This window comes from Limnobacter sp. MED105, from assembly GCF_000170915.1.
GTDB lineage: Bacteria > Pseudomonadota > Gammaproteobacteria > Burkholderiales > Burkholderiaceae_B > Limnobacter.
The window spans coordinates 62,758-75,773 of record NZ_ABCT01000012.1 but is presented as its reverse complement, the minus strand read 5'-3'; the positions used below and the strand labels follow the sequence as shown (position 1 = coordinate 75,773).

Genomic DNA, 13,016 nt, shown 5'->3' with positions numbered 1-13,016 from the left:
GAAAATCAATGTCGAACCGAGTCAGTGCAACACCCGAGGCCTTGGAGTTGATTACTGCTTTAAAAAACCAGCATGGCGATATCATTTTTCATCAAAGCGGCGGCTGTTGCGACGGCAGCGCACCCATGCTGTTTCCGCGCAGCGATTTCCCCTTGGGCGGCGCCGACGTCAAACTGGGGGAAATTGGTGGTGTGCCGTTTTACATGAGCAAATCGCAGTTTGCTTATTGGGAACACACCCACCTGACGATTGACGTGGTGAGGGGCAATGGCGGTATGTTCAGCCTGGAGCGGCCGAGTGGTTTGCGATTTCTGACACGTTCGCGCCTGTATTCCGATGATGAGTTTGCGGCTCTACCGCCAGTTCAACCCGCTGATTAACGCATCACGAAAAGAGCGCGATCCAGGCCCCGAACAGCAAAAACAAACCACTGGCCATCGCACGCAGCACTTTGAGCGGCAACACCCGTGTCAACTTTTCGCCCAGAAAAACCACGGGCGCATTGGCAATCATCATACCCAGGGTGGTGCCAATTACCACGGGCATAAAGTCGCTGTATTGGGCTGCAATTGCCACTGTGGCCAACTGGGTTTTGTCGCCCATTTCGGCCAGAAAAAATACGACAATCGTGGTCAGTAACACACCCCATTTCCCGGTCTCTGGCGTGGTGTCGTCTTCCTTGTCGGGAAACAGGGTCCAGATACCCATGCCCACAAAACTGGCCACCAGAATCCACTTCAGGGTTTCAGCGCTGATCAATGTAGTGACCCAAGTGCCCACAGCACCTGCCAAAGCATGATTCAACAAAGTAGCAATCAGAATGCCCCACACAATCGGCCATGGCTTTTTGAATCGGGTCGCCAGAATAATGGCCAACAGTTGGGTTTTGTCGCCCATTTCGGCCAAGGCCACCAGGCCGGTTGCAGTCAGAAACGCTTCCATCACATCATCACTTTCAAAGTTGGCGCAAGTTTACCACCGCCCCAACAAGGGTCATCCACAATTGACCCAAAGTTCAGTAATGAAATAATGAGCGTCACTTCAAACGTCACCTGTCAACATGGCCCAAGTCAATGTGCTCTCGGAAATTCTGGGGGTCACCGCCCCAGTATTCGCGATGGTCTTCATGGGCTTGCTGTTGCGCAAGGTCAATCTCATCAACGACTCCTTCATTCAAACCGCCTCCACCCTCACCTACAAGGCGACCATGCCTACGCTGTTCTTCCTGTCCATTTGGCAGGCCGATCTGCAAAGCGCATTCAACGCCAAGTTGGTCCTTTTTCTGTGTGCTGCCACGGTGCTGGGTTTTCTGGCCAGTTGGTGGTGGGCCACTCGGGCCATTCCTTATGGTCAACGGGGGGTGTTTGTTCAGGGGGCGTTCAGGGGCAATTGTGGCGTGGTCAGTTTTGCCTTGGTGGCCAGTTACTACGGCGACTACGGGCTATCCGTGGGTGGTGTTTTAGTCGGCTTTACCATTTTGCTGTTCAACGTACTGTCCGTGTTGATTCTCTCCATTTACAGTCCCACCCTGAAATTCAGCCCAACTGCAGTGGGCAAGGAACTGATTAAAAACCCCCTGATTATTGCGGTAGTACTGGGCATGTTGGCCAGCGCAATCCAGCTCTACATACCGCAGTGGTTGCTAAAGTCGGGCGAATACTTTGCCGGGCTTACCTTGCCCCTTGCCCTTATTTGTGTGGGTGGCACACTGTCCTTGGCGGGCGTGAAGGCCTCGGGCTTGTCAGCCATGCAATCAAGCGCCATTAAAATTGCAATATTGCCTGTGTTGGCCTGCGCTGCGGCATGGGCCATTGGAATTGAAGGACGAGACCTCATCATTCTCTGGATGTTCTTCTCAAGTCCCACTGCAGCGGCCAGCTTTGCCATGGCTGTAGCCGCCGGGGGCGATGGCAAACTAGCCGCCAACATCATCGCACTCACCACGCTGGTGTCCATACTGTCCATGACAATCGGCATTTATGCACTCACCGCGCTAGGGCACTAAAGTGGCGCGTTAAACTCAAGGTCAAACTCCAAAAAAACCAATCCACAGGTAGCAGTACATGAACAGCCCAGCCGCATGCCAAGTGAACATGACTCCCCAGCGCGAGTGGGCCTTGCTTCTTATTCTTGCGGGCATACAGTTCACCCACATTCTCGACTTCATGATCATGATGCCGCTGGGCCCGCAGCTTACGCTGGCATTTGCGATTTCGGATGCCCAGTTTGGCTTGCTGGTGTCGGCTTACACCTTTGCCGCGGGTGCCTCAGGGTTGTTGGCGTCGCTGTACATTGACCGGTTCGAGCGTCGCCGGCTGTTGTTGATTCTATATTGTCTTTTTGCAGTGGCCACGCTGGCCTGTGGCCTCGCACCCACCTATGAAACACTCATGGGAGCGCGCATTGCAGCGGGGCTTTTTGGCGGTATTTTGTCAGCCATGATCCAAACCATCGTGGCCGATGTGGTGCCCTTTGCGCGCCGGGGCAAGGCCATGGGCGTCATCATGACCTCCTTCTCTGTTTCGACCGTCATGGGCGTGCCTTTGGGTCTTTACGTGGCGGCCAATTCAAATTGGCATACCCCGTTTTTCGGCATTGCAGGCATCAGCTTTGTGCTGGTTGTTGCGGGTTGGTATGTCATACCCACGTTGCAGGGTCACTTGCATGCCCGCGGCGAAACTGGCCCACTGCATGGCATTGCCCAGGTACTTCGCGATTCGAACCACTTGCGGGCATTCTGCTTTTCGTTCTGCATGATTTTCGCGGGCTTTTCGATCATCCCGTACATCACGATCTACATGCAGATCAATGCCGGGCTGACCCCCTCCGACATTCCGCTGATTTACCTTGCTGGCGGCGCAGCCACGCTGTTTAGCGCGCAAATCATCGGCAAGCTCAGCGATCGCATCGGCAAACTAAAGATGCTTCAGATCATTGCCAGTGTTGCTGTGGTGCCCATGGCCCTGATCACCCTGACTGAAGGCATGAGCATGGCAGTCATTCTGGTGATCACCACATTCTTCTTTGTGTTTGTCAGCGGACGAATGATTCCTGGGATGGCATTGGTCAGTGCGGCGGGCAACCCCAGAAACAGGGGTACTTTCATGACATTGAATTCATCCATGCAGTCGGCCGCAATGGGAGTGGCCGCACTGGTGGGCGGCATGGTGATTTCACGCAGCGCCGAAGGCTTGATTGAAAACTTCTGGATTTGCAGTGTGATCGCGATCGCATTCAACCTGACCGCATTGTGGATTGCAAAAGGGGTGCGAGTGTATCAGTAGGCGTTCGACAATTAATTAGCTGGCCATGCGGCGAATGATTGACGACACCACCAAACGCAGGCCCTTAATCTCTTTGACTTCCAGCGGGCGCTTTTCTTTCAGGTCTTTGTCTTTGCTCAATTCTTCAAGCTTGTGTTCAATTTCTTTTAACAGATCAAGTTGTTGCTTCATGATGATTTACCAATCTATTCAGGTACGCGAAATATACACGCAAGCGGCTTGGCATTGGATGACACTTTTGTGACATGAAACCAAATCAGGCCGACAACAAAAGCCAGTGATTGTCGAGCTCCAATTGCGCGCGAACCCCAGCTGGCTTGCTGCCCAACCAAACCTGTTCGCCTTTCGCTGCCAAAGCGCACGCGGCTGGCGCAATCTGCGAATGCAGCAAACTGCCTAGTGCATCAAATGTCGCAGCAGAATCATTCTTGGTGCAGCTGATTACAAAGCCCTCCGGGGTGGAAGCAATGTCGCCTGCATAACCCTTTACACCGGCTGAATCAGGCGCCACGCGCAACCCTGTTTCATCCAGCAGCGCAAGTACAGGCGCCGCATCTTGAAGAGCGAAGGTACTGTGGTGCGCCTGCATGGCAATGCCGACCACACCACTGGTATGCACCGCCATGTGCCGCAAACTCAGGCGCGAGTCGCTCAGTGTCCATCGATTCAACAACTGGCCCGTGCGAGGGTGCAAAGCCACCAGAGAAGAATCCATTGGCAATTGGTTCAACTGGGTTCTACCCATGTCGGCGTGGGTGTGAATACCACCATTGGCCACCAACAAAAAGGGCTCGTCAATTCCGAGTCCGCCCTTGGGCAGCACCAGCATTTCGTGGGGGTCTTTGCCATGCGTGGGCCACACATCCTGCAACTCCAAGGTGTGGCGATTTCGCACGGCCAGCACACCAGTGCCACCAAGCACATCGGTTTCTGTGGTGTAAAGGCGATCACCATGCAAGGCACTGTGGCCGTTCAAATGCCGGTCTTCTTCCTGCCACACTCGCGAGGTTTCACCACTGCGAATATTCAGGCGCAACAGCCAATCACCAGGCCGGCGCGCAATCACCAAATACTCATCGCCTTGCAAATGCATCAAACCATGCGGGCGTGTGGGCAAATCGACTGCCATGCGCACGGCATGAGAAAGCGCGCCAGCTTGCCCGGCTGAGTTGAGCACCCCCACTTGATACGCACCATTTGGCAACTGCCAGGCCGCCAGCAAACGGGCGTGCCGGGTATTGATTGCAGACTCAGCCGACAAGGGCAAAGCCAGGCTGAATACCAGCGCACTACTTTGAACTAAAAATTGTCGGCGTGAATTCAACATCGAATCAATCGCCATCGGAAGACGAAAACTGAACGGACACCTTCAAACCGGTGGCTACTTCACTTTCCAGAAATCCTTTGAGTACTTTGAGCGATTTGACAGACCGCTCAACACTGGCTGGCGTTGCGATGTCATTGTTCCGCATCGCTGTAGCTACCGCACTGCTGTGCCTGACCAAGGTGTCGGCCAATTCGATTTTTCCCAACCCCCGCAAATAGGCCTCTAGTGGGACCACTTGTGCATTGGCCTGCGGAACAGTTTGGCTGTTGACCAGCAGCAAGTGTTCTATGCCTTGCCACTGCGCAGCCCATGCTTTCTGGGTAATTTGCAGTTCCATGAATGGCCAATGGGCAACACCTGCCTCGTCTTTGTTTTTCAAAAGCGGCTTTTCCATTCGCTCCCACGCCAGGGTGTGCGTCGCCCCAATCAACTGGTTGAAATACAACTGCATATTTGCGCCCAAGGCTTGTGCCTCGTCCCATTTCAAATCAGCCACAGTGCGGGCAATGTCAAGCACTACTTCATGTGCGTAGTTGCACTGCGGTGTTACCGCTTTGAAATCATCCTGAGTCAATAAATACTCAAACGCCGGAAAACCCTTTGCTGGACTTCCGATCAGGGCCATGGCTTGCGCGCCTTGTGGCTGTTTTTTAATTGCACGTTCCAACAAATTAAGGCGCAGAGGGCGAAAGTCGATTTGGCGTACCGTGTTGCCGTCCAGCATGGGGCCCATCACCACGGCCGACAGCTCCAGCCAAGCGAGGTAGGCTTTGGCGTATTGCGCCTGAAGCTGCTGCTTGTCGATGGACTTCGCCTTTGTATCAATCTTGCAATAGTGTGCTGTGGCTGCACTCAACTGTTCAAGTTGAATGCGCAACTGAGCAGTGTCACTGGCATAGTGGTGCGTTGCTACGCTGCTCAGCACATCGGACACTTCATAGTACGGAAACAGCATAGTGCTTCGGTCCACAGGTTTCGCAGCAACGGCTGAATTGGCCAGGTTCAGCACCAACAGCAACACCAAGGCGAGCGCTATCCAAACCAGTCCACGTAACAGGCCAGTTTTCAATTCATGCTGGTGTTGAGGATTCATCACAAGGACTCCACAAAACGAATCAGTGCTGCACGGTCTTGCGCAGAAAAATTCATGAACCGGTTTTTACTTGGCTCGGCCTCGCCACCGTGCCAAAGAATGGCCTCCTCAACACCATCGGCGCGACCATCGTGCAACAAACGCATGTGGTTGTTGACATCAGGAATCAAGCCGATTCCCCACAAGGGCGGTGTCTTCCACTGTCGGCCATTGGCTTTGAAATCGGGGCGGTTGTCAGCAAGACCTTCGCCCATGTCATGCAACAACAAATCGGTGTAGGGCCAGATTTCCTGTCCTTCCAACGCTTTGCTGCTCAAGGCCGGAAAAGGCACTTTCCCAGTGGTGTAGGAAGGGCGATGGCACACCGCGCATTGCGCTTGCTCAAACAACTTTTGACCTTTCAGCACTTGTGCATCATTCACATTACGGCGGGCAGGCGGTGCCAACACGGCTTGATAAAACACAATTTCATTGAACAATTTATCGCTAAGTTCAGGCGCACCGTTCTCTGATCCGTTGGGCGCCTGCAAACAGTCTTTCTGGGCCGATGTGCAATTCTCGGAGGGAAACACACTGCTGGTAATGCCGATATCGCCAAGAAATGCGCCACCGGTTTGATGCGCCAGCGTGGCGACATTGGCCTTCCAGCCGAATCGACCCAACATTTCCTTTTGTGCATAGGCATCCCAAACCCGATTGGGTACACCCTTGATGGGACCGGGCAGTGCCGCTTGCTGTGCCGAATTGTTCAAAATATCCTTGTCCTCAATGGCTTCAAGCAAACCCAGGCCCACCACCTGCGGAGCGATTCGCGGACTGACCATCACCTCGGGGTGCAGTGGGCCATAACCCAAATCGGAAAAAGAATAAGCAGGCTTTTTCAATACATAAGGCGTGCCATCCGGGTACTTGCCCTGTACTTCGGTAATCTGGATATGTACCTTGCCTTCAGGCTTCACGCCAGCAACGGCCGCATTGTTGAACTGATCACCATACACAGGGTCGGGCACCACACCATGCCGGGAATCAGTGCCTGGAATGGACAAACGGAACAAGAGATCAACTGGTTGTTCAGTGCTCAAACGATCAAGAATTTCGGGCGGTTTTCCGCGACCATCCTGCACATGACAACCACCGCAGGAGCGCGCAATGAAATGGGGGCCCAAACCATCGCGGGCGGTGGTTGACGCTGGGGCCTGCACCCAGTTGCGCTTGAAAAACGAATTGCCAATGGCGAACCGGGTTCGTTCCTGATCTGGCAAGTTGGCAGCAGGAAATGAAAAGGCATTTCGGCCATCGGCGAACACGGTGACATCACCTGCAGTGCGAGGCGTCATTCCTTCCACTGCGGCCCAGGCCGCCCCGGCAAGTAACAGGGTTCCCCCTGCCAAACAAACAGCAACTTTCATCAGGGCAAGGTCAGGGTAAGTTGGGTAATACCAATTGCATTGGCCGATTCAACCAGCAAGGTGCTTTGCTCAACCAGGCTATCCACCGTGGCTTTAACACGTTGAGGGCCAGGTGCATTTGCACCGCCAATAATTTCACGGTCAAATGGTGCTTGAATTGCACTTGCAGCCTTCACCGAGTTCTGGATTTGCTGCGTGGTTTTCTTCGCAACTTCCGGTGCACGCGCACCCACCAACTCGGCCAGTGAAGGCACTTTCAACACAGCGCCATCGGCCTGTTTGTAAGTACCGGTCCACACATTCAAAATGCCTTGGGCATTGGTCACCGCGTCGCGGTGCGTGTTGTCTGAAAAACAGGAATGCTCATCTTCCTGATCCTGGCTGAACAGGGCCACTTCAAGACGCTCGCCAGCCAATTCACCGCGCGAGAGGGAACCCAAACCCACCAGAATTTTGCGAATGGATTCTTTGCCGTCTTTCTCGAAATTTGCGCGGAAGTTATCTGGTTTTTTTGGTGCCCAGGCCGATTGAACAGTTTGAAGATCATGAATAAGCAAAGCTGTTATTTCACGCAGGTAAGTTGCGCGACGCTCGGCATTTTGCCCCTTGCCTTTCACATAATCTGTGTAAGGCCGCTGACCGGGACCGTTCTCGTTTAAATCCTGCCCCCACAACAAGAACTCGATGGCGTGCCAACCTGTGGCAATGTTTTCTTCACCGCCTCGTTCATTTTCTTCAATCAAGGCATCGCGTGAAATTTTAAACTCAGGATTGTTGATGAAGCCGCTGCGCGCATTGCCCTGTACATAATCCACATACGATTCATCCATGGGCCAGGCATTGATTTGCCCTTCAGGTCCGTTTTCATCGTCAATTGGACCGCCGTAAAAACGGAAAGCTTCAGTTTGTCCGTAAAACTCACGGGCATTCAGCCATGCTTTTTTCGCAGCTTCCAGGCCAGCCTCGGAAGGTGCTTTCAAAAATGCATCAATGGACGACTGCAGTTTTTGGGCTGCAATTACGGAGTCGGTGTAATTCGCATACACCAATTGCCCATAACCCTTGACCACATCCTGATCACTGGGAGCCGCCACAGCCACATTACAAAACGCCAGTGCCAAACCAGCGACCATCCCTTTCTTTTTGGCGTCGAACCACGAATACATCATGAGGAGATAAAACCTTTGGATCAATCAAACACAGGCCATATGTTAATCGTAATGAGAATGATTTGCAATTAATAAGAACATCCATTACACTTCGCCTCATTCATTGCAGGCAATCAACTTTATTTCAGGCCACCATGAACACGCAATCTACCTTGAAAACCGGCACAGCCTCTGCAAGCCCAAGCGAACCCGCAGTCGCAGCGCCTTTGAACACAAAAAACTTGTTTCCTGTGGGTAGCCGCGAGAGAACCATTGTTCATGACAACACGGAGTATCGACTGCGAATTACTGCCCAGGGCAAACTGATTTTGACCAAATAAATTTCTCTCACCCTCAAACCGCAAGCCAGCAAAACCGAGTAGCCAGCCAGCGTTTTTTTCAACCTGTACCATGAACCCGAAAAAAATTCTGCCCTGCGCCATCAGCGCGATTACCCTGTTATGGCCCCAACTTTCAAACGCTCAAGAAGCCGCCACCCTGCCCGCTGTCAAAGTTGAAGGGCAAGTGCAAGCGGAACCAAGTCCTTCCGCACCTGTTGATGGTTACAAAGCCAGCAGCACTTTCTCTGCTACAAAAACCGGCACACCCGTTGTGGAAACCCAGCAGTCGATTTCGGTCATTACACGCGATCGAATTGAAGACCAGGGCGCACTTACTTTGCAAGATACGCTGGGCTACACCGCAGGTGTCAGCGCAGGTTCCTATGGTTTCGACAATCGTGGCGACTGGGCTTTTATACGCGGCACTTCCTTTGTTCAGTACCAGGACGGCTTGAAACAACTTTTTGGTTTTTACAACAATGTGCGCCCCGACCCGTTTACCCTTGAGCGCGTTGAAGTGGTGAAAGGCCCTTCGTCGGTGTTGTATGGTCAGGGCGGTTTTGGCGGCCTGGTGAACATGGTCAGCAAGCGCCCGCAAAAGGAACAAGCAGGTGAAGTTGGCGTGCAACTGGGCGAATATGGCCGCAAACAATTGGCACTCGACCTCACTGGCCCATTGAATGACGAAGGCACTCTGCTGTACCGCTTGATCGCATTGACCCGCGACAGCGATACCCAAGTCAACTTTGTGCCCGATGACCGAGACCTGTTTGCACCCTCAATTACCTGGAGACCCAGCGCCGATACCAGCCTGACTGCGTATTTGAATGTGCAACGTGATGTGTCGGGATCTTCGGTCGGTTTTTTCCCGATCATCGGCACCCGGTTTGAAGGCCCCAATGGTCGCATTCCAACTGACACATTCATCAGCGAGCCAGGCTTCGACTTGTACCTGGCCAAGCAAACTTCGTACGGGCTGGAATTTGATCATCGTTTGAACGATGTGTTCACCTTCAGCCAGAAAGTGAAGCAAAGCGACAGTGCTGTGTCGTACAACTCGATTTACTCGGCATTCACACCTCGAATCAATGCCGATGGACGAACCATCAACCGCGTGGCGATTTCTCAGTACAACGTGGCTGACAGCCTCACCTCTGACTCACAACTAACGGCCAAATGGAATTTTGGCGAGTTCGAGAACACCAGCATTGTCGGGTTTGATTACCAGCGAGTTGCCTTGGGCGGCGCGCGTGGTGCAGGCGGCAGTGCTGCCGCGATCGATTATCTCAATCCGGTGTATGGTAATTTCACTGCGCCTGTACTGGCAGACATTGCAGGCACACTGCAAACTCAAACCGGTATTTACGCTCAACACCAGGTGAAGTACGCCAAGCGCTGGCTTTCTACCGTGGGTATTCGTCGTGACTGGGCCAAATCCGAAACCGACAACGCACCAGCCTCTAGCCTAGATACATCCACAAACACCTACAAGGCCAGCCTGGGTTACATCACCGATTTTGGCGCTATGCCTTACTACAGCTATTCGGAATCGTTCCTTCCAATTGGCGGCCTGGACTTCTTTGGCAATCCGTTCAAGCCTCAACAAGCTGAACAACAGGAAATGGGTGTGAAATATGAAACACCCGATGGCAAGTCGCTTTTCACTGCTGCAGTTTATGAAATCAAGGAAAACAACCGCCGCGTCGCTGATCCTGCTGTAGCCAACAATCAGATTCAGGTTGGCGAAGCGGAAAGCAAAGGTGTTGAACTGGAAGCCAACCACCGCCTAAGCCCCACTGTGGACATTCTGGCGGCCTATGCCTACACCAGCGCCAAAGTAACCCGCCATTCCACGCCCAACAGTCAAGGCAAAAGATTGGCCACAGTGCCCAAGCAAACCCTCAGCCTTTGGGGACGCCAGAAGTTTTCCATGCTCGGCTTACCCGGCTGGCAATGGGGCGCAGGCTTGCGATTCATTGACGAATCCTGGGACGGCGTAGACAACGTGCGTACACCCAGTGTGACGCTGCTGGACGCCATGCTCTCGTATGAAACTGGCGATTGGCGCTACGCAGTGAATGCGACCAATCTGGCCAACCGCGAATACGTTTCCACCTGTTTGTCTCGTGGCGACTGTTTCTATGGTGTCGAACGCAATGTGGTGTTCAGTGCAAACTACCGTTTCTAAAACACAGTGGCTAAAAATCAGCAGTCGGCAAATTGTTTGCCTGCTGCTGGCATTTCCTGCGGGGTTGGCTTTGGCCAATCTGTTTGCAGCAGCATTGGCCATTTTGCTGTTCAAAGCAGGCATGGAGCAAAGCGAAGCCTTGACCCTTGGCCTGCTGCTGGCCTACCTGGCCATGCCTTGTTGGATGCTGTGGGTTTATTGCACAGCGAGCCTGGCCTGGCTAAGTGCCCAGGGACTTTTGTTTGGTTTGCTGTGTGCAATCGTCATCTACTTTCCTTGGTAAACCCCAGTCGTGAGCAAGCAGAAAGTACCTTCCATTCGTCAACACATGGCCTGGTTTCACACCTGGTTTGGACTCTTCATCGGCTTCCTTCTATTCGCTGTGTTCTGGATGGGTACGCTCACCGTATTCGACAAAGAGTTCGATCGCTGGATGCACCCGGAAAGCCGCAGTGTTGCTGGTGAATGTTGCACACTGAGCCCCCAACAACTTGAAACCGTATTGCTGAAAGCGCGAGAGTTGGCGCCCGAGTCGGACAATATACGACTGCGCTTACCCACCGAACGTACGCCCATGACACTGATTCGGATTGTCAAACCCGACCGAACCTTGAAGGCCTATTTCATGGACCCCGACACGGGCAAAGTGGTGTCCAACGAACACACGTTGGGTGGCAGCGGTTTCTTTTTTCCCTTCCACTACAAATTCAATATTGCATGGAACAATGTCGGCTATTTTCTGCTCGGGATCGCAGGTTTGGCGATGATGGCCCTACTGATCAGCGGAATTGTCATTCACCGGAAACTTCTGGCTGAGTTCTTTGTGTTTCGTCCGAAAAAACACACTGTGCGCAGCCTTCTTGACTTGCACAACCTGAGCAGCGTGGTGGCACTGCCCTTTCACTTCATCATCACATTCACTGGCCTGCTGATCTTCTTTTCCATCTATTTTCCGTGGGCCACACTAACCGCGTTTGATGGAGACAAAGCTGCCTCCCAAAAAGCCATGAGTGGTTTTATCAACATGCCTCCCAGCGGTTTTACTGAAGACCCCGGGCAACAAATCGCCGCATTGAAAACCGTGCCAACTTTGGTTCAAGCACGTGAGGCCGCCTGGACTCAGGCACTGGGCGAAACTGCGCGTGCCGATTCAATCAATATTCGCAACTTGAGCGACAGCAACGCCACACTCGAAATTCGCAGGGTATTTCCCGAGCGCAGTATCACAATGAGTACACATGCCGACACAGTGCTGTTACATACTGGCGAACTGCTCCATGCGCATCAACCCAAACCCATCAAGAGCTTTACCCACTGGATCAACGGCCTGCACTTCATACAGTTTGACCACACTGCACTTCGAGTGCTGTACGTGGTGGGTGGTTTGTTGGGTTGCCTCATGATTCACACCGGTTTTTTGTTTTGGCTGGAGTCGCGCCGCGTTCAACACCACAAGAAAAAACTGCCAGGCTTTACCGTGGTTCAAGCCCTGACTGTGGGCGGCACTGTCGGCATGATGATTGCCACTGCCGCGTATCTTGTGGCAAATCAGCTTCTTCCCAACCAACTTCCTAACCGCGCAACCACCGAAACATGGGTGTTTTATGGCATGTGGGTGCTCACGATAATCTGGGCTTTTGTCAACGCCGTCCGATTCAAACGGCTGGAAAACCAGGCAGCCGCGCACCGCAGCAGCCAGTGGTTTCAACCCACGGTTGTGTTCACAGCCCTGTGTGCGCTGGCTTGGCTGCTCAATCAAATCAACACAGGTGGCATGTTCGCAGCCGCCCTTGATCAAGGGGACATGAATTCACTGGCCATCGACATGGGTTTGCTTCTCATGGTTGCAATGGGCACATACACCGCTTGCAAAATAGTCACTCCCAACGAGGCTTTTGAATGCACCTAACCCTACAAGTTGCGCTGGCTTTTTCGCTTCTGTTTTCAGGTTTGCTGTTGATCGCACTTTCACAACAGGCGCATTTTCGTCATCGCCGTTGGGCTGGACGTTGCAATGCGATTGGCTTACGTTCAGTGGGGGCACGCCGCACCGCTGGCCTGCTCGCCTTGCTGCTAAGCGCAATCACACTCAGCTTCATGCAAGGAATAGCTTTTGGATTGGTGGTGTGGGTCATGGCAACGGCGGCACTGGCCGTTGTTTTGGCATGGGTGCTCGCCCGGTCAAGTTAAGCGGTCGCTTGTGTTGTAGGCGTATAATTGCCCCAC

General features: G+C 53.0%; 14 protein-coding genes. 8 read left to right on the top strand and 6 right to left on the bottom strand.

Annotated elements, in window-relative coordinates:
- Positions 1-8: 8 nt before the first annotated feature.
- Entirely contained in the window at positions 9-380 is a 372-nt protein-coding gene (locus LMED105_RS11450) for a DUF779 domain-containing protein (protein WP_008251390.1), read from the top strand.
- Positions 381-384: 4 nt separating this feature from the next.
- Here the strand turns inward: LMED105_RS11450 and LMED105_RS11445 are convergent, their stop codons facing one another.
- Positions 385-942 carry a TMEM165/GDT1 family protein gene (locus tag LMED105_RS11445; RefSeq protein WP_008251389.1) on the bottom strand — a complete coding sequence of 186 codons (558 nt, stop codon included), beginning with the start codon at positions 940-942 and terminating at the stop codon, positions 385-387.
- A 118-nt stretch (positions 943-1,060) separates the two neighbouring features.
- Between LMED105_RS11445 and LMED105_RS11440 the strand changes: the two genes are divergently transcribed.
- Positions 1,061-2,005, top strand: a complete 945-nt coding sequence (locus LMED105_RS11440) for an AEC family transporter (protein ID WP_008251387.1) — start codon at positions 1,061-1,063, stop codon at positions 2,003-2,005.
- A 58-nt stretch (positions 2,006-2,063) separates the two neighbouring features.
- The gene (locus LMED105_RS11435; RefSeq protein WP_008251385.1) at positions 2,064-3,284 is read left to right on the top strand and encodes an MFS transporter; all 1,221 of its coding nucleotides are present in this window, start codon (positions 2,064-2,066) and stop codon (positions 3,282-3,284) included.
- 15 nt (positions 3,285-3,299) lie between these two features.
- On the opposite strand, the gene LMED105_RS16830 is transcribed toward LMED105_RS11435, so the two are convergent.
- The 5 genes from LMED105_RS16830 to LMED105_RS11415 all read right to left on the bottom strand — a co-directional run bounded on the left by LMED105_RS16830 (position 3,300) and on the right by LMED105_RS11415 (position 8,282).
- Positions 3,300-3,455, bottom strand: a complete 156-nt coding sequence (locus LMED105_RS16830; RefSeq protein ID WP_008251384.1) for a hypothetical protein — start codon at positions 3,453-3,455, stop codon at positions 3,300-3,302.
- A gap of 85 nt (positions 3,456-3,540) precedes the next feature.
- Complete coding sequence (locus LMED105_RS11430) at positions 3,541-4,611, bottom strand: DUF1513 domain-containing protein (protein ID WP_198006849.1); 1,071 nt, start codon at positions 4,609-4,611, stop codon at positions 3,541-3,543.
- A 4-nt stretch (positions 4,612-4,615) separates the two neighbouring features.
- Positions 4,616-5,704 (bottom strand): imelysin family protein, encoded by a 1,089-nt coding sequence (locus LMED105_RS11425; RefSeq protein WP_008251382.1) that lies wholly within the window; start codon positions 5,702-5,704, stop codon positions 4,616-4,618.
- Positions 5,704-7,113: a di-heme oxidoredictase family protein gene (locus LMED105_RS11420; RefSeq protein WP_008251381.1), complete on the bottom strand. Its 1,410-nt coding sequence runs from the start codon at positions 7,111-7,113 to the stop codon at positions 5,704-5,706. Before LMED105_RS11420 ends, LMED105_RS11425 begins: the two co-directional genes overlap by 1 nt.
- Positions 7,113-8,282: an imelysin family protein gene (locus tag LMED105_RS11415; RefSeq protein ID WP_008251369.1), complete on the bottom strand. Its 1,170-nt coding sequence runs from the start codon at positions 8,280-8,282 to the stop codon at positions 7,113-7,115. Before LMED105_RS11415 ends, LMED105_RS11420 begins: the two co-directional genes overlap by 1 nt.
- Before the next feature lie 134 nt (positions 8,283-8,416).
- Here LMED105_RS11415 and hemP point away from each other — a divergent pair, with 134 nt between their 5' ends.
- The 5 genes from hemP to LMED105_RS11390 all read left to right on the top strand — a co-directional run bounded on the left by hemP (position 8,417) and on the right by LMED105_RS11390 (position 12,980).
- A complete protein-coding gene (gene hemP, locus LMED105_RS11410; protein WP_008251367.1) occupies positions 8,417-8,602 on the top strand; it encodes a hemin uptake protein HemP in 186 nt (61 codons plus the stop codon).
- 70 nt (positions 8,603-8,672) lie between these two features.
- Complete coding sequence (locus LMED105_RS11405; RefSeq protein WP_008251365.1) at positions 8,673-10,790, top strand: TonB-dependent siderophore receptor; 2,118 nt, start codon at positions 8,673-8,675, stop codon at positions 10,788-10,790.
- Positions 10,771-11,073, top strand: a complete 303-nt coding sequence (locus LMED105_RS11400) for a hypothetical protein (protein WP_008251363.1) — start codon at positions 10,771-10,773, stop codon at positions 11,071-11,073. Before LMED105_RS11405 ends, LMED105_RS11400 begins: the two co-directional genes overlap by 20 nt.
- Positions 11,074-11,082: 9 nt before the next feature.
- Entirely contained in the window at positions 11,083-12,699 is a 1,617-nt protein-coding gene (locus LMED105_RS11395; protein ID WP_008251361.1) for a PepSY domain-containing protein, read from the top strand.
- Positions 12,690-12,980: a DUF3325 family protein gene (locus LMED105_RS11390; protein WP_008251360.1), complete on the top strand. Its 291-nt coding sequence runs from the start codon at positions 12,690-12,692 to the stop codon at positions 12,978-12,980. Before LMED105_RS11395 ends, LMED105_RS11390 begins: the two co-directional genes overlap by 10 nt.
- Positions 12,981-13,016: the final 36 nt, after the last annotated feature.

What these genes read in the sequence shown, in the direction of transcription:
- LMED105_RS11420 (WP_008251381.1), bottom strand. Translation starts at nt 7,113, where the DNA reads ATGAAAGTTGCTGTTTGTTTGGCAGGGGGAACCCTGTTACTTGCCGGG.
- LMED105_RS11415 (WP_008251369.1), bottom strand. Translation starts at nt 8,282, where the DNA reads ATGATGTATTCGTGGTTCGACGCCAAAAAGAAAGGGATGGTCGCTGGT.
- LMED105_RS11450 (WP_008251390.1), top strand. Translation starts at nt 9, where the DNA reads ATGTCGAACCGAGTCAGTGCAACACCCGAGGCCTTGGAGTTGATTACT.
- LMED105_RS11405 (WP_008251365.1), top strand. Translation starts at nt 8,673, where the DNA reads ATGAACCCGAAAAAAATTCTGCCCTGCGCCATCAGCGCGATTACCCTG.
- LMED105_RS11445 (WP_008251389.1), bottom strand. Translation starts at nt 942, where the DNA reads ATGGAAGCGTTTCTGACTGCAACCGGCCTGGTGGCCTTGGCCGAAATG.
- LMED105_RS11435 (WP_008251385.1), top strand. Translation starts at nt 2,064, where the DNA reads ATGAACAGCCCAGCCGCATGCCAAGTGAACATGACTCCCCAGCGCGAG.
- LMED105_RS16830 (WP_008251384.1), bottom strand. Translation starts at nt 3,455, where the DNA reads ATGAAGCAACAACTTGATCTGTTAAAAGAAATTGAACACAAGCTTGAA.
- LMED105_RS11425 (WP_008251382.1), bottom strand. Translation starts at nt 5,704, where the DNA reads ATGAATCCTCAACACCAGCATGAATTGAAAACTGGCCTGTTACGTGGA.
- LMED105_RS11390 (WP_008251360.1), top strand. Translation starts at nt 12,690, where the DNA reads ATGCACCTAACCCTACAAGTTGCGCTGGCTTTTTCGCTTCTGTTTTCA.
- LMED105_RS11430 (WP_198006849.1), bottom strand. Translation starts at nt 4,611, where the DNA reads ATGTTGAATTCACGCCGACAATTTTTAGTTCAAAGTAGTGCGCTGGTA.
- LMED105_RS11440 (WP_008251387.1), top strand. Translation starts at nt 1,061, where the DNA reads ATGGCCCAAGTCAATGTGCTCTCGGAAATTCTGGGGGTCACCGCCCCA.
- hemP (WP_008251367.1), top strand. Translation starts at nt 8,417, where the DNA reads ATGAACACGCAATCTACCTTGAAAACCGGCACAGCCTCTGCAAGCCCA.